Below are 25,530 nucleotides of genomic sequence, written 5' to 3' on the forward strand. Positions count from 1 at the left end.
TCTCACTGAAAACTTTACTAACAAATGTTGAGTGAGGCGAGATTAATGAGAGCTGATGTCAAGGTCTGGGTAGAGACCATCTCACTGCCGACCTACGAGGTAGGCGCCGAAGATCCCAACCCCATGTTTCTCGAGAAGCGGGTCTATCAGGGCTCCTCGGGGGCTGTCTATCCCTATGGGGTGATCGACACCCTCACCGGCCAGAAGCAGATGAAGTCCTATCAGGCGGTCTGGCTGGAGAACGACTTTATCAAGGTGATGCTGCTGCCGGAGCTGGGGGGGCGTATCCACCGTGCCTACGACAAGGTGATGAATCGCGACTTCGTCTATTACAACGAGGTGATCAAACCGGCGCTGGTGGGGCTGGTGGGGCCCTGGATCTCCGGCGGCATCGAGTTCAACTGGCCGCAGCACCACAGACCCACCACTTTCATGCCGGTGGACTTCACCATTACGGAGCGGGAGGGCGGCGCCAAGACCGTCTGGCTCGGCGAGGTGGAGCCGATGCGTGGTCTGCAGGTGATGGCGGGGTTTACCCTCTATCCCGACAAGGCGCTCATCGAGATCACTGGCAAGGTGTTCAACGGCAACGACACGCCGCGCCACTTCCTCTGGTGGTCCAACCCGGCGGTGAAAGGGGGCGATGCCCACCAGAGCGTCTTCCCGCCCGATGTGACCGCCGTCTATGACCACGGCAAGCGCGACGTCAGTGCCTTCCCCATCGCCCGCGGCACCTACTACAAGGTGGACTACTCCGCCGGGGTCGATATCTCCCGTTACCGCAATATTCCGGTACCCACCTCCTATATGGCGGACAAGTCTGACTACGACTTTGTCGGTGCCTACTGCCATGACGAGCAGGGCGGCCTGTTGCACGTGGCGGATCACCACGTTTCGCCGGGCAAGAAGCAGTGGAGCTGGGGCAACTGTGATTTCGGTCTGGCCTGGGATCGCAACCTGACCGATGACAACGGCCCCTACATCGAGCTGATGACCGGGGTCTATACCGACAACCAGCCTGACTTTACCTGGCTGGATGCGGGGGAGGAGAAGGAGTTTGTGCAGAACTTCCTGCCCTATAACACCCTCGGCACCCTGCAAAATGCCAACACCCGCGCCGCCATCAAGCTGGAGCGCAGCGATGACGGCCTCGTCTGCGGAGTCTATGCGGTGGCGCCGCTTTGCGGGGCCCAGTTCGAGGTAAGTGACGAGAGCGGAGTACTGTTTACGCAGCCTCAGGATTTGCAACCGGGTCAGGCCTGGCTTGAGCCGCAGGCCATCACCAGCGAGGGACGTTTGCAGGTACGCCTGCTGGATGAGCAGGGCCAGCCGATCCTGAGCTATCTCGAGCATCAGCCCGCGGGCGAAGCCCTGCCTGATCCTGCCACCGCGCCGGAGCCCGCCGTCAATCTCGACTCGGTCGACGAGCTCTACTTCATCGGCCAGCATCTTGAGCAGTATCTGCACGCCAGCCGTTCGCCCTTTGATTACTACCTGCGGGCACTGGAGCTGGATGGCGGCGACTATCGCTGCAACCTGGCGCTGGCAACGCTGGAGTACAACCGCGCCAACTATGAGCAGGCGCTGACCTACGTTAATCAGGCGCTGGTCCGTGCCCATCGCCTCAACAAGAACCCCCAGTGTGGCAAGGCGAGCTTGCTGCGTGGCCATATTGAGGAACGTTTGGGGCAGTTCGATGCCGCCTTCGATGACTTCTACAAGGCGACCTGGAGCGGTAACTGCCGCGACAGTGGCTTCTTCGGGCTGGCCCGTATCGCCATGGTGCGCCGCGATGCCTCGCAAGCGCTGCAATTTGTCGAGCGCAGCCTCGCCATCAACGGCACCCACTACGGCGCTATCGCCCTCAAAGGGTTGGCGCTGCTGGAGTCTGGCCAGCGGGAGGCAGCCATCGCTTATATCGACGAGCAGCGCGTTCGTTATCCACTTCACTATCAGCTGGCCTTCTTGCGCTGGCTGGCAAGCGAGCAGCCGACCGATCTCGAGGCGCTGCGTACCCTGTGCAACGGGCGCGGGGTGAATCTCTGCTTCCTGGCAAGCGATCTGCTGGCATTGGGACGCCCCGAGCTGGCGCAGCAACTGCTCTCAACACTGCCGGTGGAGGAGACCCTGCCGCTGCTGTTCCAGGCTGCATTGTTGCCGGAAGGTGAGGCGCAGGATGCCCTGCTGGCGCGGGCCGAGCAGGCCTTTGGCCGCAAGGTGCGCTTCCCCAATACCCTTGGCGAGGTGGCCATGCTGGCGCAACTGCCACACAGCTGGTTTGCCAGCTACCTGCTGGGCTGCTTCCACTACAGCAAGCGCAGCTACCCGCAAGCCATTGCCCTGTGGCAGCAGGTGTGCGAGCAGGCGCCCGGGTTTGCCCCGGCCTGGCGCAACCTTGGCATCTATCACTTCAACAAGAGCGGCGATCCGGTGGCGGCCGAGCAGTGTCTGAGCCGGGCCTTTTCCCTCAAGCCGGATGATGCCCGTCTGCTGTTTGAACTGGATCAGCTGCACAAGCGCTGCGCCATGGCGCCAAGCGAGCGGTTGGCGCTGCTGGAGGCGCATCGTGAGGTCGCCCTCAAGCGCGATGATCTGACCGCCGAACTGCTTAGTCTCTATCACATCACCGGCCAGCTGGAGGCGGCGGCAGAGATCTTGCGGCTGCGCGAATTCCACCCCTGGGAGGGGGGCGAGGGTAAGGTGACCGGTCAGTACCTCATTAATCAGCAACGCCGGGCGTTGGCGTTGATGACTCAGGGACGCCACGAGCAGGCTATTCCGTTGCTGCAACAGGCGTTGCACTACCCTCTCAATCTGGGGGAGGGACGTCTGGTTGGGCAGACCGACAACGATATCCATTACCTGTTGGCGCTCTGCCATCTGGCCTGTGATAACCAGAGTCTGGCGGCCCAGTGCCTGCAACTGGCCTGTCTGGGTCAGGGGTCGCTGGGGGCCAGCCGCTACTACAACGATCAGCCGGTGGATTATCTCTTCTATCAGGGTATGGCGCTGGCACGTCTTGGTCGGGTTGCGGAGGCGCAGCGTCTCTTTGAAGGAATGGTCGGCTGGGCTGAGCAGGCGATGGGCGAGTCGATCGAGGCGGACTTCTTCGCCGTCTCACTGCCGGATCTCATCGTGCTGGATGACGACCCGCAGCACAAACATCGCCAGCACTGTCTGCTGGTCAGAGCACTCGGTCTGTTGGGGCTGGGTCAGCTGGATGGTTGTGAACAGACCTTGCGAGAGCTGCTCACCCTTAACCCGGCTCACGACAAGGGACACCTCTTTGCCCTGATCTGCCGCGAGCTGTCACTCCACTCATAACTCTCATAACAAAAACCGGCGCCCCGCCACGGTGAGGGGCGCCACTGCACCCTACAATCGACAAGATAGAAAGGATGAGTCATGGAACGCACGAAAAATCAATTGGATACGAATGGGCTCAATATGAGCTACATCTGGATGATCTGTTTGGTGGCCGCCTGCGGTGGCCTGCTGTTTGGTTATGACTGGGTCGTGATTGGCGGGGCCAAGCCCTTCTATGAGGCCTATTTCGCCATCACGGATCCGGCCCAGTCCGGCTGGGCCATGAGCTCGGCGCTGGTGGGCTGCGTGCTGGGGGCCGCCATCTCCGGCTGGTCAGCCGATCGCTTCGGTCGCAAGAAGCCGCTGCTCCTGGCTGCCATCCTCTTCACCATCTCGACGTGGGGCACGGCTGCGGCCAGCAACTTCGATCTGTTTGTGGTTTATCGCATCATCGGCGGGATCGGCATCGGTCTGGCTTCTGCGCTCTCGCCCATGTACATCGCCGAGATCAGCCCGGCCAACAAGCGCGGCAAGTTCGTGGCCATCAACCAGCTCACCATAGTCATCGGTGTGCTGGCGGCTCAGCTGGTGAATCTGATGATCGCCGATCCGGTCGCGAGCAACGCCACTCAGGCCGATATTCTGGCGACCTGGAACGGCCAGTCCGGCTGGCGCTGGATGTTCGGGGCCGAACTGGTACCTGCGTTGGCGTTTCTGGTGTTGATGTTCTTCGTGCCGGAGTCGCCGCGCTGGTTGGCCAAAGATGGTCAGTATGAGAAAGCCTCCCGCATGCTCGGCAAGATTGGCGGGGATGCCTATGCCAAGCAGACCCTGGCCGATATCCGCCAGACTCTGGTGGGCGAGACCCACAAGGTCTCGCTGGCGGAGCTGGGCAAACCCTCGGTGCGGCCGATCCTCATCATCGGGATTGTACTGGCAGTGTTCCAGCAGTGGTGCGGCATCAACGTGATCTTCAACTATGCGCAGGAGATCTTTGCCTCCGCCGGGTTTGACATCAACAGCACCCTCAAATCCATCGTCGCCACAGGTCTTATCAACCTGCTGTTTACCCTGATCGCGCTGCCCATGGTGGACAAGATTGGCCGTCGCAAGCTGATGCTGATTGGCTCGACGGGGCTGACCATTATCTATGGCATGATGGCGGCGGCCTACGCCACAGGCGTACTTGGGCTGCCAGTGTTGCTGCTGGTATTGGCGGCCATCGCCATCTATGCCCTGACTCTGGCGCCGGTCACCTGGGTGCTGCTCTCGGAGATCTTCCCGAATCGGGTGCGTGGGCTGGCGATGTCGGCTGGAACCCTGGCGCTCTGGATCGCCTGCTTCGTGCTGACCTACACCTTCCCGCTGCTCAATGCCGGGTTGGGGGCTGCGGGCAGCTTCCTGCTCTATGGCCTTATCTGTTTTGCCGGTCTCATCTTTATCTATCGCAAGGTGCCCGAGACCAAAGGGGTGACGCTGGAGGCGCTGGAAGCCCAACTGGCCCAAGGCAAGGTCGAACTGACGCCGACCAAGGCGAGCGCCTCGGCATGACGGTTTACACATTAAATAACCCGCATCTTCGGATGCGGGTCTCTGCACAAGGGGCCTGCCTGCTGGGGCTGGAGGATGACAAAGGGCGCCCGCTGTTGCGCGACACGGACCTGGCGCAGCCCTGGCATCCCGGCCAGAGCGCGCTGTTTCCCATGTTGCCGCTGGCCAACCGGGTCGCAGGCAACCGTTTTGAGTTGTGGAGGGAGGAGCATCGCTTGCCAGACAGTCCCGTCGATCCCGACTTTTTCCTGCATGGCGATGGCTGGTTGCAGTCATGGCTGTGGGTGGCGGGTTCTACCAGTTCGGTGACGTTGCAGTTGACCAGCCAATGCGGCCCTTTTCACTATCTTGCGGAGATCGACTATCGGCTGCAGGGGGCGAGCCTGGTAGCGCGGATCAGCCTGACCCATCTTGGGGAGAGCCCCTTTCTCTACGGCGCGGGTTTTCACCCCTTCTTCTGGCGCGACGAGCAGACCCGCATCCGTTTTCTGGCGAGCGGCGTCTGGCAAGAGGGAGCGGAGCATCTGCCGACCGACTGGTCGAGCAGGCTGGCGCCACACCTCGATTTTCGCCAGTGGGCTCGCCCACAAGGGTGGCTCAACCACTGTTATGGCGGCTGGCGCGGTCAGGCCGAGCTTGACCATCCTGCCCGCCAGCAGCGGCTGCTGGTTTCAAGCGAGTGTGCCTTCCTGATGCTCTACCAGACCGATGAGGGGAGTGGCTTCGTTTGTCTGGAGCCCCAGAGTCATGCCGCCAATGCCCACCACCTGGCCGGTCACCCCGGTTTGCGGCTACTCGCCAGAGGTGACCGCATGAGTATCGGGATGACCCTGACAGTGGCGTCCGGGGGCTGATAATGATCTGGCTTGTGGTATTGGTGAACGCAAAGAGCCACCCGTCGGGTGGCTCTTTTTATTGCGGATTATCCTGCCTGTTACCTGATCTCCGGTCAGGCTATCTCCATCTCTGGCTGTGGTGTCGAGGTGTGTTGGCTGGTCAGCTTGTCGATGCGCACCGCCGCCACCTTGAATTCGGGGATCTTGGCGTGGGGGTCGGTGGCATTGATGGTGAGCCGGTTGGCCGGGGCTTCGGCGAAGTGGAACGGGATAAAGACTACACCCGGCTGCATCCGCTTGGTGACGAAGGCGGGCAGTTCTATATGGCCGCGGCGACTGGTGACTTTGACCCGCTCGCTGTTGCTGATCCCCATCCGCTGCGCATCCGCCACGCTCATCATCACCCGCGGCCCGGCCAGCTTGTCGAGCCCCTTGGTCTTGCGGGTCATGGTGCCGGTGTGGAACTGCTCCAGCAGGCGGCCGGTGGTGAGCACGATGGGATAGGTCTCATCGGGCAGTTCGGCGGCATAGCGGAACGGGGTGGCGACCATCTCCCCCTTGCCACGGGTGAACTGCTTGCCGTGGAGCAGGCGAGTGCCTTCGGGCGCCGCGTCGTTGCAGGGCCACTGCAGCCCTTGTGCTCCCACCTTATCCCACTGGATGCCGGCGTATTGCGGGGTTACTTGGCAGATCTCGGCGGTGATCTCCTGCGGGTGCTGATAGCGCCAGTCGCCGCCCATGGCGTTGGCGATCTGCTGGATGATCCACCAATCCTCCCGCGCTTCACCCGGCGCCTTGAGGGCGGGGGAGATGCGCTGCACCCGCCGCTCGGTGTTGGTGAAGTGGCCGCTCTTCTCGGCAAAGGAGCAGGAGGGGAGCACCACATCGGCCAGCTGGGCGGTTTCCGAGAGGAAGATATCCTGCACCACCAGAAACTCCAGCTGCTTGAGCCCCTCGATGACGTGATGCTGATCCGGATCGCTCAGCACCGGGTTTTCACCCATCACATAGAGCCCCTTGATGCTGCCTGCACAGGCGGCATCTATGGTTTCGGTGAGGGTGAGACCGGGCGTGCGCGGCAAGTCTGGCTGCTTCCAGGTGGTGGCGAAGCGGGCATGCACCTCTGGGTCGGTCACCTTCTGATAGCCGGGCAGGCAGTTGGGCAGCGCCCCCATGTCACAGGCACCCTGCACGTTGGATTGGCCCCGCAGCGGGTTGATACCGCCCCCTTCGATGCCGATGTTGCCGCACAGCAGTTGCAGGTTGGCGATGGCGCGCACGTTGTCGTGGCCGGTGGTGTGCTGGGTGATCCCCATCGAGTAGTAGATGGCGGTGCGTTCGGCGGTGCCGATGAGGCGCGCGAGCTCGATCACCTGCTCGGCCGGTACGCCGGTGACGAGGGCCACCTTGTCCGGGGCATAGGCGGGGGAGAGCACCTCCGCTTGCAGCGCCTCGAACCCTTCCACTCGTGCGGCAATATAGGCCTTGTCGTGCCAGCCGTTCTGGATGATCTGCTGCATCAGGCCGTTGAGCAGCATCACGTCGGTGCCGGGGCGGTGGGCCAGATAGAGGCTGGCGTGGTCCGCCATCTCGATCCGCTTGGGATCGGCCACCACCAGCCGAGCTTTGCCTGTGGTGACTGACCGCTTGATATGGGAGCCGATGATGGGGTGGGCGGCCGAGGTGTCGGAGCCGATGATGAAGATGAGATCCGAGTGGTCGATACTCGGGATGTCGTTGGTCATGGCGCCGCTGCCGAGTGACGCCTCCAGCCCGGTGACGGTGGAGGCGTGGCAGAGCCGCGCGCAGTGATCCACGTTGTTGGTGCCAAGCTCCCGGCGCATGAACTTCTGGAACAGGTAGTTCTCTTCGTTGGTGGTTTTGGCCGAAGAAAAGCCCGCCAGTGCATCGCTGCCATAGCGCTGGCGCAGGGCGGTGAAACGCTCGGCGACCAGGGCGATGGCCTCCTGCCAGCTGGCGGGCTCCAGCTCGCCATTTTTGCGGATAAGCGGGGTCGTGAGGCGCTCCTTGCTCTGGATAAAGTCAAAGCCGAAGCGCCCCTTGACGCAGAGCAGCCCCTGATTGACTGGCGAGTTGCGGTTCCCCTCCACATAGCGGATGCGGTTGCGCGCCTCATCGACGTAGAGGGTGACGCCGCAGCCGACCCCGCAGTAGGTGCAGATGGTATTGACCGGCGTGAGCAGTTCGGTGCGCCCCTGTGACTTGTCGCGGGCATCCACCAGGGCGCCGGTGGGGCAGACCTGTACACAGGCGCCGCACTGCACGCAGTGGGAGTCGCCCATTGCCAGCCCGCTGTCGAACTGCGGGCGGTTCGAGAGGGTGCCATCGCTGTGCTTGGCAAAGCGCAGCACACCCTGCACCGCCTGTTCGCCACAGGTCTGCACGCACTGGCCGCAGCCGATGCAGCGGTTGGCATCAAAGACGATAAATTCGCTGCTGTTATCCACTGCAAACTTCTGGCACTGGCTGGTGTCGAGAGCGCTCTGCTCGACTTTGTATTCGGTGGCGTAGTCGCGCAGGGCACAATCGGTGTTGGCCTGACAGCCGCACTCGAGGCAGCGGCTGGCTTCGCTGCGGGCATCGGCATCACTCAAACCACGCTCCACCTCGGCAAAGCTGCCCTCGCGATCCTGCTCTGCCAGATGGGGCATGATGGTGCGGGCGACTTTTTTCAGATGAGCAAACTGGGCGGGATCCACCTGCTTGAGTGTGGGAGCCTTGCTGGCGTTGAAGGGACGAACTGGATCGACCATGTCACCGTGGAGGAACTGATCGATGGCCAGCGCGGCCTTGCGACCATCGGCGACCGCCTCTATGGCGGTTGCCGGCCCGCGGCGCAGATCGCCGATGGCGAACAGGTTGCCGTGGCCGCTGTGCATGGTTTCGGGATGGGACTCCAGCGTCTGCCAGCGGGTGAAGGGGAGGGTGAGGGGCTCCCCTTCCATAAAGCTGAGATCCGGCTGCTGCGACACTGCCGCAATCACGGTATCAAACTCTTCAATGAGGTACTCGCCGGTGGGTTCCGGGCGGCGGCGACCGGAGGCATCCGGCTCGCCGAGGGCCATCTTCTCGAGGCGCACCTGACAGACGCGACCACGGTTGTCTGGCAGATTCTCCACCGGATTGGTCAGCATCATGAAGCGCACCCCTTCATGCTCCGCCTCGTCGATCTCGTAGGCTTCGGCGGGCATCTCGGCGCGGGTGCGGCGATAGATAAGGGTGGTGTCAGCCCCCAGCCTGACCGCCGTGCGGGCGCAGTCGATAGCGGTATTGCCGCCACCGATCACCGCAACTTTCTTGCCGGTGGTGAGCCGCTTGGTCAGCATCCGATCCTTGAGGTAATCGACCCCGAGATAACAACCGGCCAGGGTGCTGCCCGGGTAATCCATCGGCACCGCCTTGGAAGCGCCAACCGCCAGACAGACCGCATCATAGTCGCGGCACAGCGCCGAGAGGGTGATCTGGTGGCCCAGTCGCTGCATGGTGTGGATCCGCATGCTGCTTTGACACATCAGGTCGATCTCCTGATCGAGGATCGCCTTGGGCAGCCGGTACTCGGGGATGCCGTAGCGCAGCCAGCCACCCGCTTCGGGCATCGCCTCGAACAGGTCGACTTCGAACCCTTCGTAACCCAGATAATAACCACAGGTGAGACCGCCCGGGCCGCTGCCGATAATGGCCACCCGCTTGCCCTTGGCGGGCTTCTTTGTCGGTTGGTAGGGGGCAACCTCGGCCAGATCGAGATCGGCGGCATGGCGCTTGAGTTGGCGAATGGCCAGCGGCTCATCCACCAGCGCGCGGCGGCACTCGGCCTCGCAGAATGCGGGGCAGACCCGGCCGATGGAGAGGGGCATCGGCAGGGTCTGTTTGATGACGGCCATTGCTGCCTCGTGCTCCCCCATGGCGATGTGATGCAGATAGGATTGAATGTCCACCCCGGCCGGACAGGCACGCTGGCAGGGGGCTTCGCAATCGGCGTAGTGATCTGCGAGGATGCGACCGAGCGCCTGCTGGCGGTGCGCACGCAGGGCATCGCTTTGGGTCGTGATCGTCATTCCTGCCTCGGGGCGCGTCTCGCAGGCGCGCCGGATGCCGAGACCGGCAATCTCCACCACGCAGAGATCGCACGGCGTCTTGGGGCCGTTGGTGTTGTCACCGCACAGGGAGGGGATATCAGTCTGGTGCTGTTTGGCTATCTGGAGCAGGGTTCTGGTCGGGTCAACCGTCAACTGAGCCCCATCGAGGGTGATGGTGATCATGGCGTCATAAACTCGCTTTCAAGGCGCAGAAAATGCTGCATCTGGCGGAGCCAGCAGGGGAAGCGACAGGGAGGCCGCTTGCTATACGCTCACCATAACAAAGATTATTTACAACTTTATTTGATTTTAGACAGCTTATTGTTCAAAAGGGAAAACGATTTCAGGTTGTCTTGTCTACCTCATCGGCACGGCGCATCGTTGAGAACTATTCCTGTTAAAGCAGGATATTCATTGTTTTATTGTCAGTTGATGCGTCTGGTAGAAGAGAGGCAGCTCTCGCTCGCGATAGGCGTTATCCGCCAGTAGCACCATTTGTGATGCAACTTATTTTGCATAAATGGTGACTCAAGACATGCGGCGCATACAGAGCAAAGGGGGGGTGGCACTCGGTTGGATAAAAGGTTGGTGGATAGGGGGCGGGCATGCGTGAGTGGCGAGTCCTAGATAAAGAAAATGGCCACCTTTTCCAAGGCGGCCATTCACGTTGCCGGTCGGTGCCCTGTTGGCCCGAAGGGTTGGTCGCAGGAGATCAGCCGGATATCAGGGTCGGCAGTCGGGCTTGCCAGATCTGGTGCCAGTGCTGCAGTTCGCTGCGCGGCATCGGGCGGGCGGTGAAGAAGCCCTGACAGATATCGCACCCCAGCTTGGCCAGCAGTTGCCAGGTCTGCACATCTTCCACCCCTTCGGCGACTGATTTCAGCCCCAGCTTGCGTGCCAGCTCGATGCTCGATTCGATGATGGCCAGACGGGAGGGGTCGGCATAGCAGCGATCGACAAAAGATCGATCAAGTTTGAGCTCGGTAAACGGCAGCAGCGCCAGCTGCTGCATCGAGGAGTAGCCGGTACCGAAGTCATCGATGGAGAGGCCAAAGCCGTGCATCCGCAGCCGGGTCAGCACCTCCAGTGCCTTGCCGATATCCTCGACAAACGAGCTTTCTGTCACCTCCAGGGTGATCAGCTCGGGATTGACGCCCCAGCGCTGGCACTGGTTGATCAGGAAGTGGCAGAGATCTCCCTCAATCAGCGAGGTGGTTGAGAGATTCATCGACAGATTGAGGGAGAGACCGGTCTGGCCCCACAGATGGCAATCCTGCAGCGACTTGTTGATGATGACATCGGTCAGCTGATCGATAAGGCCGTTATTTTCCGCCAGCGGGATAAACATGCCGGGAGAGATCAGCCCATATTCCGGATGCTGCCAGCGGGCCAGCGCCTCCATCCCCACCCACTGGCCGGATGCAAAGCCGACCTTGGGTTGATACCAGGGCAGCAACTGGTCGTTGTCGAGGGCGCGTTTGAGCTCGTCCACCGAGAGGACGAGGCCATCGTCCTTGCCCGAGGGGGCCGACTTGGGGGCCCAGGAGTCAATCAGCTGGCGCAGTCGCTGCGGGCTGGAAGGTTTCTCGATGCGACCCAGCACATGGAGACCATAGGCCGCGCTCATGCGCAGCACAGCCTCCACCACGTCATCTTCCAGCGCGCTGGAGAGGATGATGCCGCCCCGAAAGCCACCCAGCGAGAGGCGGCGCAGCAGCGCCATGCCATCCATGCCGGGCATCCGCAGATCGCAGAACAGGATGTCGACAGTGTGGCTCTGGCACAGCGTCAGGGCTTCGATGCCGTCTGCGGCCTCCAGCAGTTGCTGATAACCGAGCGCCCGGATCTGGTGCATCAGGGTCTTGCGTTGAAACCCGTGATCCTCGACCACCATGATGACCAACTCGTCTGCCGTTCTACTCATCGAGCCACAATCCCATTTCACGTTCAATATTGTTCATCTGTTCTTCCACTCTCTGTGTCAGCAGCGCGAGCTCGCTCAACTGTTTGAGGCGGGCCGCCGATTCCAGTTGCGCCGCCTGCACGGCCAGGGAGAGCTCCCCGACCATTCTGGCTGCCCCTTTGATGCGGTGGGCGATCTCCACCAGCTCCTGGCTATCATCGGAGGAGAGCGCGCTCATCATAGCGTGGCAATCTTTCCGGTTGGAGGCCAGATACTCCCTTGCCATGCTTTTGGCAATCCCTTCATCGCCAAACAGATCTTGCCAGCGACCGATCATGTCGAGATTGATGGCCTGTCGTGCGGGCACTCTCTCTGTGATCGTAGTCGCGGGCAACCACCGCAGCAGCATCTGGCGCAGTGACTCCAGCGAATAGGGTTTGCACAGCATGCCGTTCATGCCGGCTGCTGTCATATTGGCTGCCGCCTCCTCCGAGGTATCGGCGGTGACGCCGATGATGGGGGCCTGCTCCCCTTGTTCTCGCAGGCGGCGGGTCAGGGTGTAGCCATCCATGTGCGGCATGTGGCAGTCGGTGATCAGCAGGGCGAAATTCCGGGTTTGCCAGGCGCGCAACGCCTTCTCGCCATCTTCCACTACCTCGCACTCCACCCCCAGAATCGCCAGCTGACGGGTCAGCAGGGCGCGATTGACCAGATGGTCATCGGCGACCAGTACTCGCCCGCCCAGTTTTTCGATGCTGGCGGCATGGGTGGTCACGGCTCGCCCGGTGATCAGTTCGCGGCAGCTTTCGAGCAACAGATCCGGATAGAGGGGGGATTGGCCGAGGCGCCACCAGTTCTCCGAGCCTATGCGCCCCCGCAACGCTTCGCGGGGGGAGAGGATGACCCCCTTGAGAGTGCCGGACTGCAACAAGGTGTGCCAATCGCTCCCCAGACTGGATTCCAGCGCGGCCTCTTCCGCCAACAGCAGGCCGTCGAGATCGGCGGTGAGCTGGTGGATCTCGAGGGGGGTCAACCGGGCGCCGAGCCGTGCCATGGTGGCCTGCCAGGCGGCATCGCTACCCAGCCACCACCATTCGCTGCCCGCCAGTGCGGGTGGTTCCCACAGGCCATTGAGCAGCGGGATGCTGAAGCGGAAACAGGCCCCTTCACCGAGCTGGCTCTTGACCGTCAGGTTGCCGCCCATCTTCTTCACCAGCTGATCACAGATGGCCAGGCCCAGACCTGTGCCACCAAAGCGGCGATTGATATCGGATTCCACCTGCTCGAACGGGGTAAAGAGCAGCGCTTGCTTCTCTTCGGCGATGCCGATGCCGGTATCCGTCACCGCGATAACCAGCTGCTGGTCGTGACAGCTGACCTGGATCGAAATGGTGCCCTGCTCGGTGAACTTCACCGCGTTGTTGAGCAGATTGGAAACCACCTGGCCCACTCTGACCGGATCGATATCGGCCAGGTCGGGGAGTTGGTCCTCCCACTGGAGCGTGACCTTCAGCCCCTTGCTGTAGGCCAGTGTTGCATGGCCGCGGATCACATCGCACACCACGGGTAGCAGACGGCAGGATTGGCGATTGAGGTGCAGCTGACCCGCCTCGATTTTGGAAAAGTCGAGGATATCGTTGACCAGATAGAGCAGGTGGTTGGCCGAGCTCTCCACATTGCGCAGCAGATAGCGCTGGTCATCATTGAGCTCGCTCATGCGCAGCAGCTCCAGCATGCCGTGCATGCCCGAGATGGGGGTTCTCAGCTCATGGCTCATGGTGGCCAGAAAAAGGCTGCGCGCCTGCATCGCCTGCTCGGCCGCGGCGCGCGCCTCACGCAGCTCATGCTCCTGTTGCTTGATGGCGGTGATGTCCTGCACCACGCCGTTGAGCAGGCGATCATTGCCCTGTTGCGCCACAAAGTTGCCGCGGATCTGGATATAGCGCTCCCCCTGAACAGAGGGCACCAGCACCTCCATATCGAGCGGCTCAAGGGTTTGCGCATGTTTGGCCACCTTATCGATAAAGGCTGCCAACGCCTCATCGTTCAAGCCGAGGATCACGCCGCCAGACTCGGCTGCCATCAACTCTTGATGGGTCATCCCGAGAATGTCGCTGGCCCCCTGGGACAGATAGAGGAATTTCCCCTTGCCGGCCCCTTGCCAGAGATATTGATAGACCAGACCCGGCATGCTGTCGGTGATATCCCGCAGTCTGCCCTCCACTTCCCGCACCTTGTTTTCGGCGGCCTTGAGGGCACTGACATCGGTCAATACCGTCAGCACCCCCTGAATCGCGCCGTCTGCTGCGCGATAGGGCAACTTGACGTAGACCACGTGAAGGGGAACATCCCCCTCGCGCTGGGTATAACCCGATCCTTGGAAGATCTCGCCGGTTTCCCAGACCGCACGCTCCTCGCGCAGCATCTGTTGCCGCTCGTCCTCGGTCATATAGCCCCAGCGATCACCTTCTTCCCCATCACCGACAAACAGCTCGCGGTATGCCCGGTTGCTGAGGGTCAGGCGATGATCGCGATCCCGCAGCGCCACCATATTGGGCAGGGAGTCGAGCAGGGTCTGGACGAACACTAACTGTTCATTGAGCGTCTTTTCGGCCCGTTGTCGCTGCACGATCTCCCGTTTCAGGGTACGGTTCCAGGCCCAGAACAGGGTAAACAGCAGGGTGGCAGCGGCGCCGCTCATTACGAACCAGAACAGCACTGTTTCGTTATTGATGCCGGTCTGCACGCTCATGGAGAGCCAGCGTCTCTCCACTTTATTGAGCTCCTCCGGCGGTATCGAATAAAGCACCTTGGTAAGGATCCGCTGCAGCATGGGATCTTTGCGCGTGGCCATGGCGACCGGCAGGCGCAAGTCTTTGCCGGCATAGACCACCTGATAGCGTTCGCTCACCCGCTTGTTGATGGATGGCAGGGTGACCATCACGTAGTCGGCATCGCCCGTGTCCAGCAGCTCCAGCAAGCGGTTGTCATTGTTGACCTCTACCGGATGGGCGCCGATGTGGGTCAGTAGATCTTTATCCAGCGAGCCATGCACCATGCCGACCCGTTTCCCTCGCAGCAGTGAGAGATCGGTGATATCGGCACTGCGTTTGGGGGCAATAACGACCCGATCGACAAACAGATAGCCGGGGGTGAACAGCGCAAACTGGCCGCGGTCGTGGTTGGGGGAGATGGCCGGAATAAAGTCGATCTGCCGCAGCTTCAGCATATTCTGGGTTTCCCCCCAGCTATTGGTGCGAACCAGAGAGAACTTCAGCCCGGAGACTTGCTGCATCAGCGCCATCAGGTCTGCCACATAACCGACCAGCCTGCCCCGGTAATTGAATTCGCTCATGGAGGTCCAGTCCGGAGAGACGCCGTAAGTTAGGGAAGGTGCGATTTAATCAGTCATGACGATCCAGAGCCTGGATATCCTCCTTACGCGGCAAAGTAAGCACCCCAGTTTGGACAATATTTAATCTCCCCCATCAACTCAGGGTAAGCAAAATGTCACTGCTCCACTGATATTACAATGATTTTCACGACATCCCCGCCAGTTGTCCCGCCCGCACCAAATTGCACATTGCAAACAGCATTGAAAGCCGGTTGTGGTTCTTCATCAGTCCCCGTAATCGTGTTTTGCTGAAACCAAACTGGCACTTCAGTATCCGGAAAGGATGCTCAACCTTTGCCCTAATACCTGCTTTCACATATTCATCATGCAGCGCCTGCTTATTCAGCCGGGGATGCTGTCTGAGCTTTTTTACGGCATGAGGACCTTTGGCAATAAACCACTCTTTAACCCGATGTGTCAGAGAGTCCCGTTTTTCTGCCCCGCGATATCCGGCATCGGCGAAGACAATTGCTACCGGCTCCGTAATCAGGCTATCCGCCGCATTCAGGTCATGCACATTTGCCGCCGTGGTCACTACTTTTTCCGTCAAGCCTGTGGCCGCATCAACAGCAATATGAGCTTTCATACCAAAGTACCACTGATTTCCCTTGCGGGTCTGATGCATTTCAGGATCCCGTTGACCGGCTTTATTTTTTACGGAACAGGGAGCGGAAATAATGGTCGCATCGATAATGATGCCCTGACGTAACATCAGTCCGGCCTGCTTCAGTTTCTGGTTAATCAGTGCCAGTATCTGTTCTCCTGCATGATGTTTCTCCAGAAAATGGCGGAAATTCATGATGGTTGTGCGATCTGGCACCGTGTCACAGATCCCCGCAAATTGACGGAACGGCAGGACATCATGCAGGGCGTCTTCAGCCGCTCCGTCACTGAGGTCAAACCAGAGTTGCAGGCAGTGGATACGGAGCATAAGCACCAGGGGGAAAGGCCGTCGGCCGCGACGGGATGACGGATAGACGTGAAGCAGCTTATCAGCAATATCCTGCCACGGCACCAGAACATTCATACGGTCAAGAAAACGGGATTTACGGGAGGAATAGCTGGAAATGGCAGGCATTGTAAACAGCTCATGATAAAGAAAGCTTTATGTTCTCACATATGACGATTAAATCGCACCTTCCTTAGCTCAGGATGCTGGTTGAGCCACTCCTGCTCCTCAGGGGTAAACTGCACAGACTTCACCGCTCCTGAGTCCGCATGTTGGCTAGTCGTGGTAGCTGCCAGCATGTGACGACGATCTTCAACCGGTATCTCGTTGAATGCCTTGCTCACCAGGCTGGCCAGTGCCGGGTCGCTCTTGTGCATATTGATGGAGAGAGACGTGCCGCTTACCCATTCCGGAGTGGCAATGGTGAAGCCAGCCTTGGGATGCTGATCTCTCACCATCACCAGTGACGGCATGTCGGCAAGATAGGCGTCAGCCATGCGCTTTTTGAGCATAAAGGCTGCTTCGCTGCGACTCTCTGCCTCGGTCACACGGGGAAATCCCAGTTTTTTCAATTCACTGCAAGCATTGACTCCCGTGACACAGACCCAGTGCAAGCCATGGGCATCCTGTCGTGACAACTTCGTTTTGCCATTGTTGAGCAGCACGCCGCGCGGCATGGAGAGCAAAAACGGGAGGGAGACAATATTGGATCGCCATTGTTCGCTTGGCTGGTCGTTCACCAGTATGTCGATTGCTCCGTGGTCAAGTCCGGACAGCGCATCCACGTAGGAGGGGTAAACCTTGTAGCGCAGGGTCAACCCGAGCGTTCTGGCAATCTGCTGCGCAATATCGGGGACTGGGCCGGTAAAGCGTTGATCTGCATCCTCATAGCTGTATGGAGGGTCACCCATCATCGGCATGCCGATGACCAGTTCCTGGTGTGATGACAGCCAGGCGCGCTCAGACAGATCAAACTCGTCTTCATTCAGACTGGTAATGGCGTGCGCCGCCACGCCCCAGAGCAGTAGCAGGAGAAACAGGAATAGACGATCACATTGGCGGAGCATCAGAAGGAATCCAACAGAATTGGGCGCATATTGTAAGTGCATTAAAATGCAGCGGCCAACTTCAATTTACTCAATATTGGGCCACGACATGCCACTGTGCGGCTGTGAGCCCGGCTAGTGCCGGGATGGCAACCTGATGATAAAGCCTGCGCGGTGATGCACCTGATTTTTTGCCAAAGGCCAGTTCAAGGGGGATATTGGAAAAAAACCAACCAGTTTGATATCGGTAAACAACATGGACATGGACAAATAAAAAGGGCCACCTCTTGCGAGATGGCCCTTTCCAAACGTTTGGTGGGCTGGGGGAATCTGACTTGTGTCTTTAATGTGTTGATTTATATGAATTTCAATTAGTGGGAAATCTGGCTGGTGTTACTATTGGTGTTACCATTGAACAAGTCACCCCCGAATTTCGGTATTGAAATCGCGGATAGGTAACTATCACGAACAAGAGTAAGGGGGGCGGATACGGGTTCAAATTCCTGTCGCCGTCATAGTATTGCCACCAGTCCAACGGTGGCTATCTCAAGCAAGTTGCTCACTTGATCTGCAAGGAGGTTATAGAGCCAGCCAAGCAGAGGGTGAATCGTAGCTTACCCGGTTGGAGTGGGAGCAAGGCAATTGCATGGCAAGTCAATGATGATGGTTTAGCGCACCTTTTGGCATCACCAGGATGCTGTTTCCACCAACCCTTCAACACCCACATATTCCCACGAACGAGCAGTCTCGAGCTCTCCACCTGCGCGCCAGTGACGGGTACCTTGGCTGCGCTCCAGTTTAATCGGTTAGGGCTCCTCACAGAGGTGCTGATATGGGTCTCAACAAGGCCTATACATTTTTCTCGTAGCGTGATATTTCGCGCATGCGCGCGCGTACGCGTAATGGTCGCATAAGCACGCCCCAAATATCAGTTAAGTTATTGTATTTATTTGGTTTATCGTAATAAACCTTGTATTGCATTCACATGTGGTTTTTCACACTGGTCGTATAAATACCTTACTGGCCATTTGCTACCCTAACCATGTTGCATGTTGAGCCAGTTGGCCCATGTTGGTGCCATCTAACCTTCATTCTTACTCTGAACGCTTCACTGCAAGCTTCGCAGCTGTAACTGGCATTGAGCAGGCAGTACCAAGCGGGACTCAACGGCATCAATCACAAACGGCACCACCCATAAGCGCATGGTTTTTTGGCCAGCAACTGGGAAATCAAATGGCTGGGCTATCGGCTCCTGAAATCCGCGATGGGCTGGATACACCAGGAACATCTCTCTGTCCCCATCTGGGTCATCAAAGTAGTGATGGCCATAGGCAAACATCTGATAGAAATCACCTTGCTGCAGATCGTATTTGTCGGTGCCATTCCCTTTTGCGGGGTCTAGTAGCTTCCATTTCGTATCCAGCACGCTGATCACCTTACTGCCCTGCTCAATCACCATATCGGGTTTAAGCCGAAACCATGCAGCGTCATGATGGGAAACCAGGTGTTTGCGCTGTGCCTGGGGGGTTAACGTCAGCTGGGGCGCAAGTGTGGCTTGCAGCGTTTTCGCCACATAGTTTTCAAAAACCCGCTCCATCGGGAACAGTAATGAGATTGCCCGGTGCCCCCCGCTCATTGTTTGCGGAGAAAAGCCCTCTAAAATCAATTTCGCCCATGCCAGCGGCGTTTGGTAATGGCTCATTCCCCGGTCAATGCGCAAGCGGGCAAAATCACTCTTGTAGTCGGCACTGAGCGGCACCTCGCAAAAGATAAAGGTCAGCTCTTGCAGCAACCTTTGGTTATGCCCACTGCGCGTGATGGTAGCCAGCGCAACCAGTGCCGAATGCAGCAGGCGGTTGGCAGGGCGATCGACTAGGAATTCATCATATTCACAATGAAACTTGTGTTTGGTGATGATGTTTTGACGCAACTGACGGGCGGTATTGAGCTTGCCCTTGAGGTAGCTCAGATTCTCTTCACAGCGCACATAGTCACTGCGCAGCCCCTTCTTGACCAGGGTATTCACCGAATCAAGAAATTGGCTAATGAACACCTCCAGCAACGGCATTTTTTGCTGGCGGATGTTGGCGTTCGTTGTTTGAAGATGGGAAAACTCCCGCAATGCCCGCAGCATGATCAACAGCGCATGCCGGGCCGCTTCACAGCGGGCGGTAGGAGAGGGGGGGGCAGTATCGGTATCGTTGGTCTGAACAGGCCTCCCCAGCTTGGGCAACACTTCAACTTGAGTGCCATCAGGGGTGAAGATCACCCCTGCATAATTTTGTACCTGCAGTGCTTCTGCGCCGAGTTTTTTGCACAGCCGAAACAGGCGATTATCCTGGTCGATCCCCAGGACCATCTCCTTGAGGTAACGAAACGCCAACGGCGAAATCGCCTCCACCTCATGCGGGATCGGGGTAATACCGCTCTCCTCGCTGACCAGATAGGCATACTCGAACAGCGCGATATCGTTACGAAGTGACATCTTCGACCTGCGCAGCAGAGGGTTGTGATGCGTGATCCGGCGTATAGCGTTGGGCCACATCAGGGGCATAAATCGCCAGATAGGCCATGCCTTCATCCCATACCGAATGCTCATGATCAGCCAGCTCATAACGGTGCTGGTTCACTCCGAACTGATCCGACTCATAGTCATTGCCAAATAACATCTTGAAGTCGATCGGCCGCTGTTGCACAAATTGCAGCCCTGCCACCTCTTTGCCACTGGCGTCTCGCTTTTGGTTATCCCCGAGTACCAGGCGGATCTTTTGCCAATCCTCATAGAAGTACTCTTGCAGTAACGGGATCACCTTGGTCTGGAATGCCTCTTTAAGTGCGAGCAAGGCGCCTGCGTGATCGCCATTTTTTACCGCCTGATAGGCCGGGTAAAAGAACGCATGCCCCAGCGTATGTTCGCGGTCATAAAGCACCTCAATACGCTGATTGAGCCTATCAAGCAGCTTGCCAAGGCTGAGGGTGTTACCGCTGCCGATATCGATGGCATCATGACCCGCAAACAGAGTGCTATCAGGCATCATCTCGATGAAGTCAAAGCGACGGCGTAGCGCAGTATCCATCAATGCCAAAGAGCGATCGGCGGTATTCATGGTGCCGATGATATCGACGTTCGATGGCACGCTAAATGGCTTGCCACTGTAGGCAAGCTGAATGGTCATGGGGTGCTGACCACCGGCCCGTTTATCGACCTCAACCAGCGAAATGAGCTCACCAAAAATCTTGGAAATATTGCCGCGGTTGATCTCATCAATAAACATCGCGTACTGATGCGAAGGGTCTTGCTTGGCGCGGCGACACAGCTTTAAGAATTCACCCGGCTCAACCGAATAGTGAATATTTCCCTCATCGTCAGTTGCCGCTCTCAGTCCCTCGATAAACTCTTCGTAGCCATAAGATTGATGAAAGGTGGTTGTCGCATAACGTTTGATTTCGTCGGCGGATTGCGGCCCGCGGGTCAGTTCAGCATGTAACTGCACCACATCATCCACCAACTCCAGCCGATCATCGAGCAGCTGCCACACGGCGTCGCTTGATTTATCAAAGACCCCGGGTTCACTGCGCCCCTTGTAATTGACGGTCGCCGACTCGGCAATGGTAAATTTCTGCAGATAGCTCCACGCCGTTTGCGCCAGATTATCGGTACGGCCGTTAATGCTCGCTTTGGTCTGGAAGAACTTACTGCTCACAATCTCGGCCACTTTGGCGCGCTTGCCCAGGCTCAGCAATGACAACACCAGCACCTGCATCCAGTTGAGGGGCGCCAATTTATCGCGCAGCCACAGCGACTCATCCATCACGGCCGGGCGATGGGTGTACTCTGCTTGCAGCTGTTGCAAGTGGTAGGTTTTGCCGGTTCCCGGTGGCCCGTAATAAATGACATTTTTAGGCTCTGTCATAACCGCAGGCGCTGCGCTCGTTATGCTCGTCATATAGTTCGCATCTAGCTCCTTGACCTGATGAACCGGATTGGATGGGGCATGGTTGTCATCATGTGCTGGCTCAGTGAGCCATTCATAGAGGTTCCATAGCAAGATATTACGGGTATACAGATCCCACTCAGCGGGGACGAGAGGGATCACCGCCGCCAGCAATGCTTGATTGTCCGCTAACCAATGATCGCTGAGTTGAATATCAAGTTGAAATTGTCTTTGCAGGCCCTGGCACAGAGGTTTAAGGCAAGAACCATCAGCAATACTGGTGTAATTTTGGGGGGATGCAGCACCAAACACCCGGTTAATGACAACCTTAAGAAACCGTTTAAAAGTCCCATCACTCTTCCAGCGTTTAAAGACTTGGCGATAGGTCTCTGCCGTGGGAGCCTGAATGATTTCCCCGGTCAGCTGGCGCAGGAATTCAAGATTGTTGTTGAACTCCTCGTTATACATAATCCCCTGGCCTGCACTGGCGATGCCATTGGATTTATCACGCCACAGCTTATTGATATCGGCATCCGTCACCGGTTTACCGAGCCTTATCTCGTCGGCTAACCGGCAGGTATCCTGATACTCCTCATACCACTGCTGATTAAAATTCTGTTCTTTTGCCCAGCCCATAAACTGCACTAACGAATGGCGATGCTTACCGGCCTCCCACAGATCCGCGAGCGCAGCAGAAACATCAGCCTTGATCGCAATGCCTGATGTTTGCGAACTCCAGGTTTGATCCCGTAGCGCAGCCTTGAGCAGCAACATTGGCAATAATCCCGCCTGACATGATTGTCGCAACTCCTGCAACTGGAACTTGATGTAAGAGCGCTCCAGATTTGCATCTTTCCAGTCTGAATCACTGAACGGTGCTTGGGTAACAACCCCTTTGGCAATGATTCCGCGCGGCTCTTTGCCTAGGCGGATCAGATACACAGTATCCCCAAATTGCGGTTGTTTGCTGCGGCAAGACCATCGGATCTCATCGCCCTCACGGTAGTCCAACAGGCCAGCTTGACTGCCATCACCACCGGTAGAAAATTGATCAGGATTCCAGGTCAACAAATAATCCGACATACTCACGCAACCTCAAAGAGCACACAGATAAGGGCGGTTATAGATATGTGGTGTCACGCCATCCCGCCTTGCCTGTCTGCAATACAACAAAAAAAAGTGCGCGGTAGCCGCCATTGCGACCACCGCTCCGAATTGTTATGGGCTTAACTGCCCTGATACTTCTTGAAGTTCTCCGCCTGCTCCAACACGCTCTTGTAGACCTCGTCGTTGGCCACTGGCGGGAAGCCGAATTTGTGTAGCAGCAGGATCAGGTCAACCTTCAGCTTGGCCTTGATATCGTCGCGGTTGCTCCAGTCGGGGTACTGGGCGTTGTTATCGACCGTCACCTTCATCTCTTTGGCCAGCTCCAGCATTTTCTCTTCGTCATAGGTGAACTGGTACTTCACGCACATGTGTTCGAGGATATCGAGAAACGCCTTCTCCTCCATGTCGATGCCCATATCGGTGAATGACATCATCTCGGACTTGATGTCATAGATCATGTCGGCCATCTGCTGGGTGAAGGCATCGAACTCTTCACCGTTGAGCACGTCGTTCTCTTTACGCTGGTTGTACTGTTCCACTAGGGCCTGGAAGCGTTTAGAGAAGTTGATCCCCTGCAGCTGGTTCACCTTTTGAAAATCGCTGATGGCCTTGGCCAGCATCTTTTGCAGCAGTTGCATCCGGGTGTTGGGCAACTTGATCTTGCCGATGCGAGCCATGTACTCGTCATCAAAGATATCGATGGTCTCGGCCTTGTCCTCACCAAGGGTGAATATCTCCTCCACCCCTTCCGCCTTGAGGGCTTCGGCAATCATCTCCCGCACCTTCTGGTTCATCTGTGCGGTATCCGGCGCATCGCCCTTGGTGAGCTTGTAGACGATGGAGCGTACCGCCAGATAAGTGGATCAGCTCGCGCTCCTCCTGGCCAATATCTTCACTGCCCACACACACGTCATAGGCGGCCTTGAGCCGTTTCACCAAGCCCATAAAGCGCAGCTCAATCTTCTTGGTCTGCAGGGCAAATTCAGCGGCGCGGTTAAGGCAGTCGAGCTGCAGGGTTGGTGTGCCAGAGAAGTAATCACTGTTATCGAAGGTATGGAACACCTGGCCTAGCAGATGCAGGTGGTTGCGCACCTCGATCAGCGACTGCTGAACATCCTCAAAGTTGGACTTGTCCGCCTTCGAATACATGGCCAACGCCATGTTCATCCGACTTTTGATCCCGATATAATCGACCACTAGTCCCTTCTCCTTGCCTTCAAAGCGGCGGTTGACCCGAGAGATGGTCTGGATCAGGTTGTGTTTTTGCAGCGGCTTGTCGATGTAGATGGTATCGAGCTCCGGCACATCAAAGCCGGTCAGCCACATGTCTACCACGATGGCTACCTTGAAGTTGGATTTGGGATTCTTGAACTGCTTGTCCAACTCCCCGCGATACGTCTTGGTGCCGAGCAAGTCATACATGGCTTGCTCATCATCCTGGCCACGGGTCATCACCATATTGACCATGGGGAGTGGCATCAGCTCCTCCTGCTCCTGTTTGGTCAGGGTGACACCATCGATGGCCAGTTTTGACTCGAACCACTCGGGCCGCAGAGCGTTAAGGCTCTGATAGAAGGCATAGGCAATCTCCCGGCTGGCACAGACAAACATCGCCTTGCCTTTGACTGTCGAGCCTTCCGCTACTCGTTGCTCGTAATGCTTGGCGAAGTCCTTGGCCAGTGCCTCGATGCGATCAGAGTCGCCCAGGATCGAGTTCATGCTGGCCGTGGTCTTCTTGCTCTCTTCAATCTGGTGCTCGCTGGCACCTAGCGCTTCACACTCCTGGTAATACTGCTCGATCTCTTCCAGCTTGCTGTTATCGAGTACCACCTTGGCGGCGCGCCCTTCATAGACGATACGTACCGTGATCTGGTCGTTGACCGACTCGGTCATGGTGTAGCTGTCGATGGTGGGGCCGAACACATCCAGGGTGGCGTCGATAGGGGTACCGGTAAAGCCCACATAGGTGGCATTGGGCAGCGAGTCGTGCAGGTACTTGGCGAAGCCATAAGTCTTTTTGATGGTGCCCTTCTCTTGGTTGAAGGTGAGCTTCAAATCAAGGTTGATCTGGCTGCGGTGGGCCTCATCAGAGATACAGATGATATTGCTGCGATCGGAGAGCTTTTGGATATCTTCGGTGAACTTGTGAATGGTGGTGAGGAATACCCCGCCACTGGCACGGCCAGCCAGCTTGTCACGGAGATCCTGGCGACTGGTGACTGGCTGAATGATGTCATCACCAATAAACGCCTTGGCGGTACAGAATTGTTCACCTAACTGTTCATCAAGATCGGTGCGGTCGGTAATGAGGATGATGGTCGGGCTGGCAAAGTCGATGCTCTTCATGAGCAGCCGCGCCAAAAACTGCATGGTGTAGCTCTTGCCACAGCCGGTGGCGCCAAAGTAAGTGCCTCCCTTACCGCTACCCCCGATGTTTTCACCATTGGCGGCTATCAGCTTGCGCTCTTTTTTGATGTTGTAGTAGAGCTTGCGGGCCGCGTAATACTGCGGATAACGGCAGCAGATCTTGGTTTCACTCTTGGATGTGTCAGGGAAGAAGACGAAGTTCTTCACCACATCGAGTAGCCGCACCGGGTGAAACAGCCCCTGGATAAGGGTATAGAGACCGTTGATACCCTCCTGCTCGGTGGACTCGTTACCGGTCACCTTGCGCCAGGCATAGTAGAACTCGTAGGGGGCAAACAGGTTGCCCATCTTGTTGTTCACCCCGTCACTGATGATACACAGGGCGTTGTAGACGAACAGCTTGGGGATATCGCGCCGGTAGCGCACACAGAGCTGACGCCAGGCATCATAGGTGGTGGCTTCTTCACCGCGCACCGCCGATTTGAACTCGAATACCACCAGCGGCAGGCCATTGACGTAGAGGATGGCATCGGGGATGCGCAGTTGCAGGCCGCCATCCCGGGTTTGCCCCTCAATTTCCAGCTGATTCACCACGCGGTAGATATTGTGGTCGGCCTCTGCGATCACCTCCTCTTGCCCCACAAACATGCTGGCCAGCTGACCGGGCAAGGCTTGGGTGCTCATCAACTCGATATAGAGGTCTTTCTGATCCCGGTCTTCGCGCTTGAGCAAGAAGCCATTACTGAGCCAATGGCAGAAGGTTTTATTGCTCTGGTAGAGGTCGCTGGCGGGCAGGGTCTGCAACTGGTGCAAAATGGCTGCAATTTCACCTTCAGTAATGCCATCGGCCTGGTACTGGCGAGCAAGGTACTGGCGCAGGTCATCAGCAATTAGCACCTCACTCTTATCTTTGCGCGGCACATCGCTACCGACATAGTGAGGGTAACAGGGCTGGCCAGCGGCGTTAAGATGCTGCCCCAGCAGGGTGATAATGGCCTGTTCCAGCTTTGCTTCCGTGAAAATATGGCTCATGGCAATG

Annotated in this window: 10 protein-coding genes and 2 pseudogenes; 3 read left to right on the forward strand and 9 right to left on the reverse strand. The window is 57.9% G+C overall.

Annotated features, from left to right (window positions below; all coding sequences use genetic code 11):
- The first annotated feature begins 45 nt into the window (after positions 1–45).
- From ACTG20_RS08530 to ACTG20_RS08540, 3 genes are all read left to right on the forward strand, one after another.
- Complete coding sequence (locus ACTG20_RS08530; protein ID WP_194496043.1) at positions 46–3,324, forward strand: DUF5107 domain-containing protein; 3,279 nt, start codon at positions 46–48, stop codon at positions 3,322–3,324.
- 81 nt (positions 3,325–3,405) lie between these two features.
- A complete protein-coding gene (locus ACTG20_RS08535; protein WP_194496044.1) occupies positions 3,406–4,857 on the forward strand; it encodes a sugar porter family MFS transporter in 1,452 nt (483 codons plus the stop codon).
- Positions 4,854–5,711 carry an aldose 1-epimerase gene (locus ACTG20_RS08540; protein ID WP_194496045.1) on the forward strand — a complete coding sequence of 286 codons (858 nt, stop codon included), beginning with the start codon at positions 4,854–4,856 and terminating at the stop codon, positions 5,709–5,711. The genes ACTG20_RS08535 and ACTG20_RS08540 overlap by 4 nt, the downstream gene beginning before the upstream one ends.
- 95 nt (positions 5,712–5,806) lie before the next feature.
- On the opposite strand, the gene fdhF is transcribed toward ACTG20_RS08540, so the two are convergent.
- The 9 genes and pseudogenes from fdhF to ACTG20_RS08585 all read right to left on the reverse strand — a co-directional run.
- A complete protein-coding gene (fdhF, locus tag ACTG20_RS08545; protein WP_439987566.1) occupies positions 5,807–9,973 on the reverse strand; it encodes a formate dehydrogenase subunit alpha in 4,167 nt (1,388 codons plus the stop codon).
- Between the two features lie 529 nt (positions 9,974–10,502).
- Positions 10,503–11,714 carry an EAL domain-containing response regulator gene (locus ACTG20_RS08550; RefSeq protein WP_042082185.1) on the reverse strand — a complete coding sequence of 404 codons (1,212 nt, stop codon included), beginning with the start codon at positions 11,712–11,714 and terminating at the stop codon, positions 10,503–10,505.
- Positions 11,707–15,087 (reverse strand): annotated as a pseudogene (locus ACTG20_RS08555) (ATP-binding protein); the annotation flags it as partial. The gene ACTG20_RS08550 and the pseudogene ACTG20_RS08555, both read right to left, overlap by 8 nt.
- Before the next feature lie 145 nt (positions 15,088–15,232).
- Complete coding sequence (locus ACTG20_RS08560; RefSeq protein ID WP_004235553.1) at positions 15,233–16,165, reverse strand: IS5-like element ISKpn13 family transposase; 933 nt, start codon at positions 16,163–16,165, stop codon at positions 15,233–15,235.
- 35 nt (positions 16,166–16,200) lie between these two features.
- On the reverse strand, positions 16,201–17,103 hold the full coding sequence (locus ACTG20_RS08565; protein WP_234915318.1) for a transporter substrate-binding domain-containing protein: 903 nt from the start codon (positions 17,101–17,103) through the stop codon (positions 16,201–16,203).
- Positions 17,104–18,190: 1,087 nt separating this feature from the next.
- The gene (locus tag ACTG20_RS08570) at positions 18,191–19,567 is read right to left on the reverse strand and encodes an McrC family protein (protein ID WP_440007988.1); all 1,377 of its coding nucleotides are present in this window, start codon (positions 19,565–19,567) and stop codon (positions 18,191–18,193) included.
- A complete protein-coding gene (locus tag ACTG20_RS08575; RefSeq protein ID WP_439987570.1) occupies positions 19,554–22,100 on the reverse strand; it encodes an McrB family protein in 2,547 nt (848 codons plus the stop codon). Before ACTG20_RS08575 ends, ACTG20_RS08570 begins: the two co-directional genes overlap by 14 nt.
- A 143-nt stretch (positions 22,101–22,243) precedes the next feature.
- A complete protein-coding gene (locus ACTG20_RS08580) occupies positions 22,244–22,978 on the reverse strand; it encodes a type I restriction enzyme endonuclease domain-containing protein (protein WP_440008081.1) in 735 nt (244 codons plus the stop codon).
- Positions 22,979–23,003: 25 nt separating this feature from the next.
- Positions 23,004–25,523 (reverse strand): annotated as a pseudogene (locus tag ACTG20_RS08585) (type I restriction endonuclease subunit R); the annotation flags it as partial.
- Between the last annotated feature and the right edge of the window lie 7 nt (positions 25,524–25,530).

Origin of the sequence: Aeromonas sp. 84A (assembly GCF_051919345.1) — a bacterium.
GTDB classification, from domain to species: Bacteria; Pseudomonadota; Gammaproteobacteria; order Enterobacterales; family Aeromonadaceae; genus Aeromonas; species Aeromonas veronii.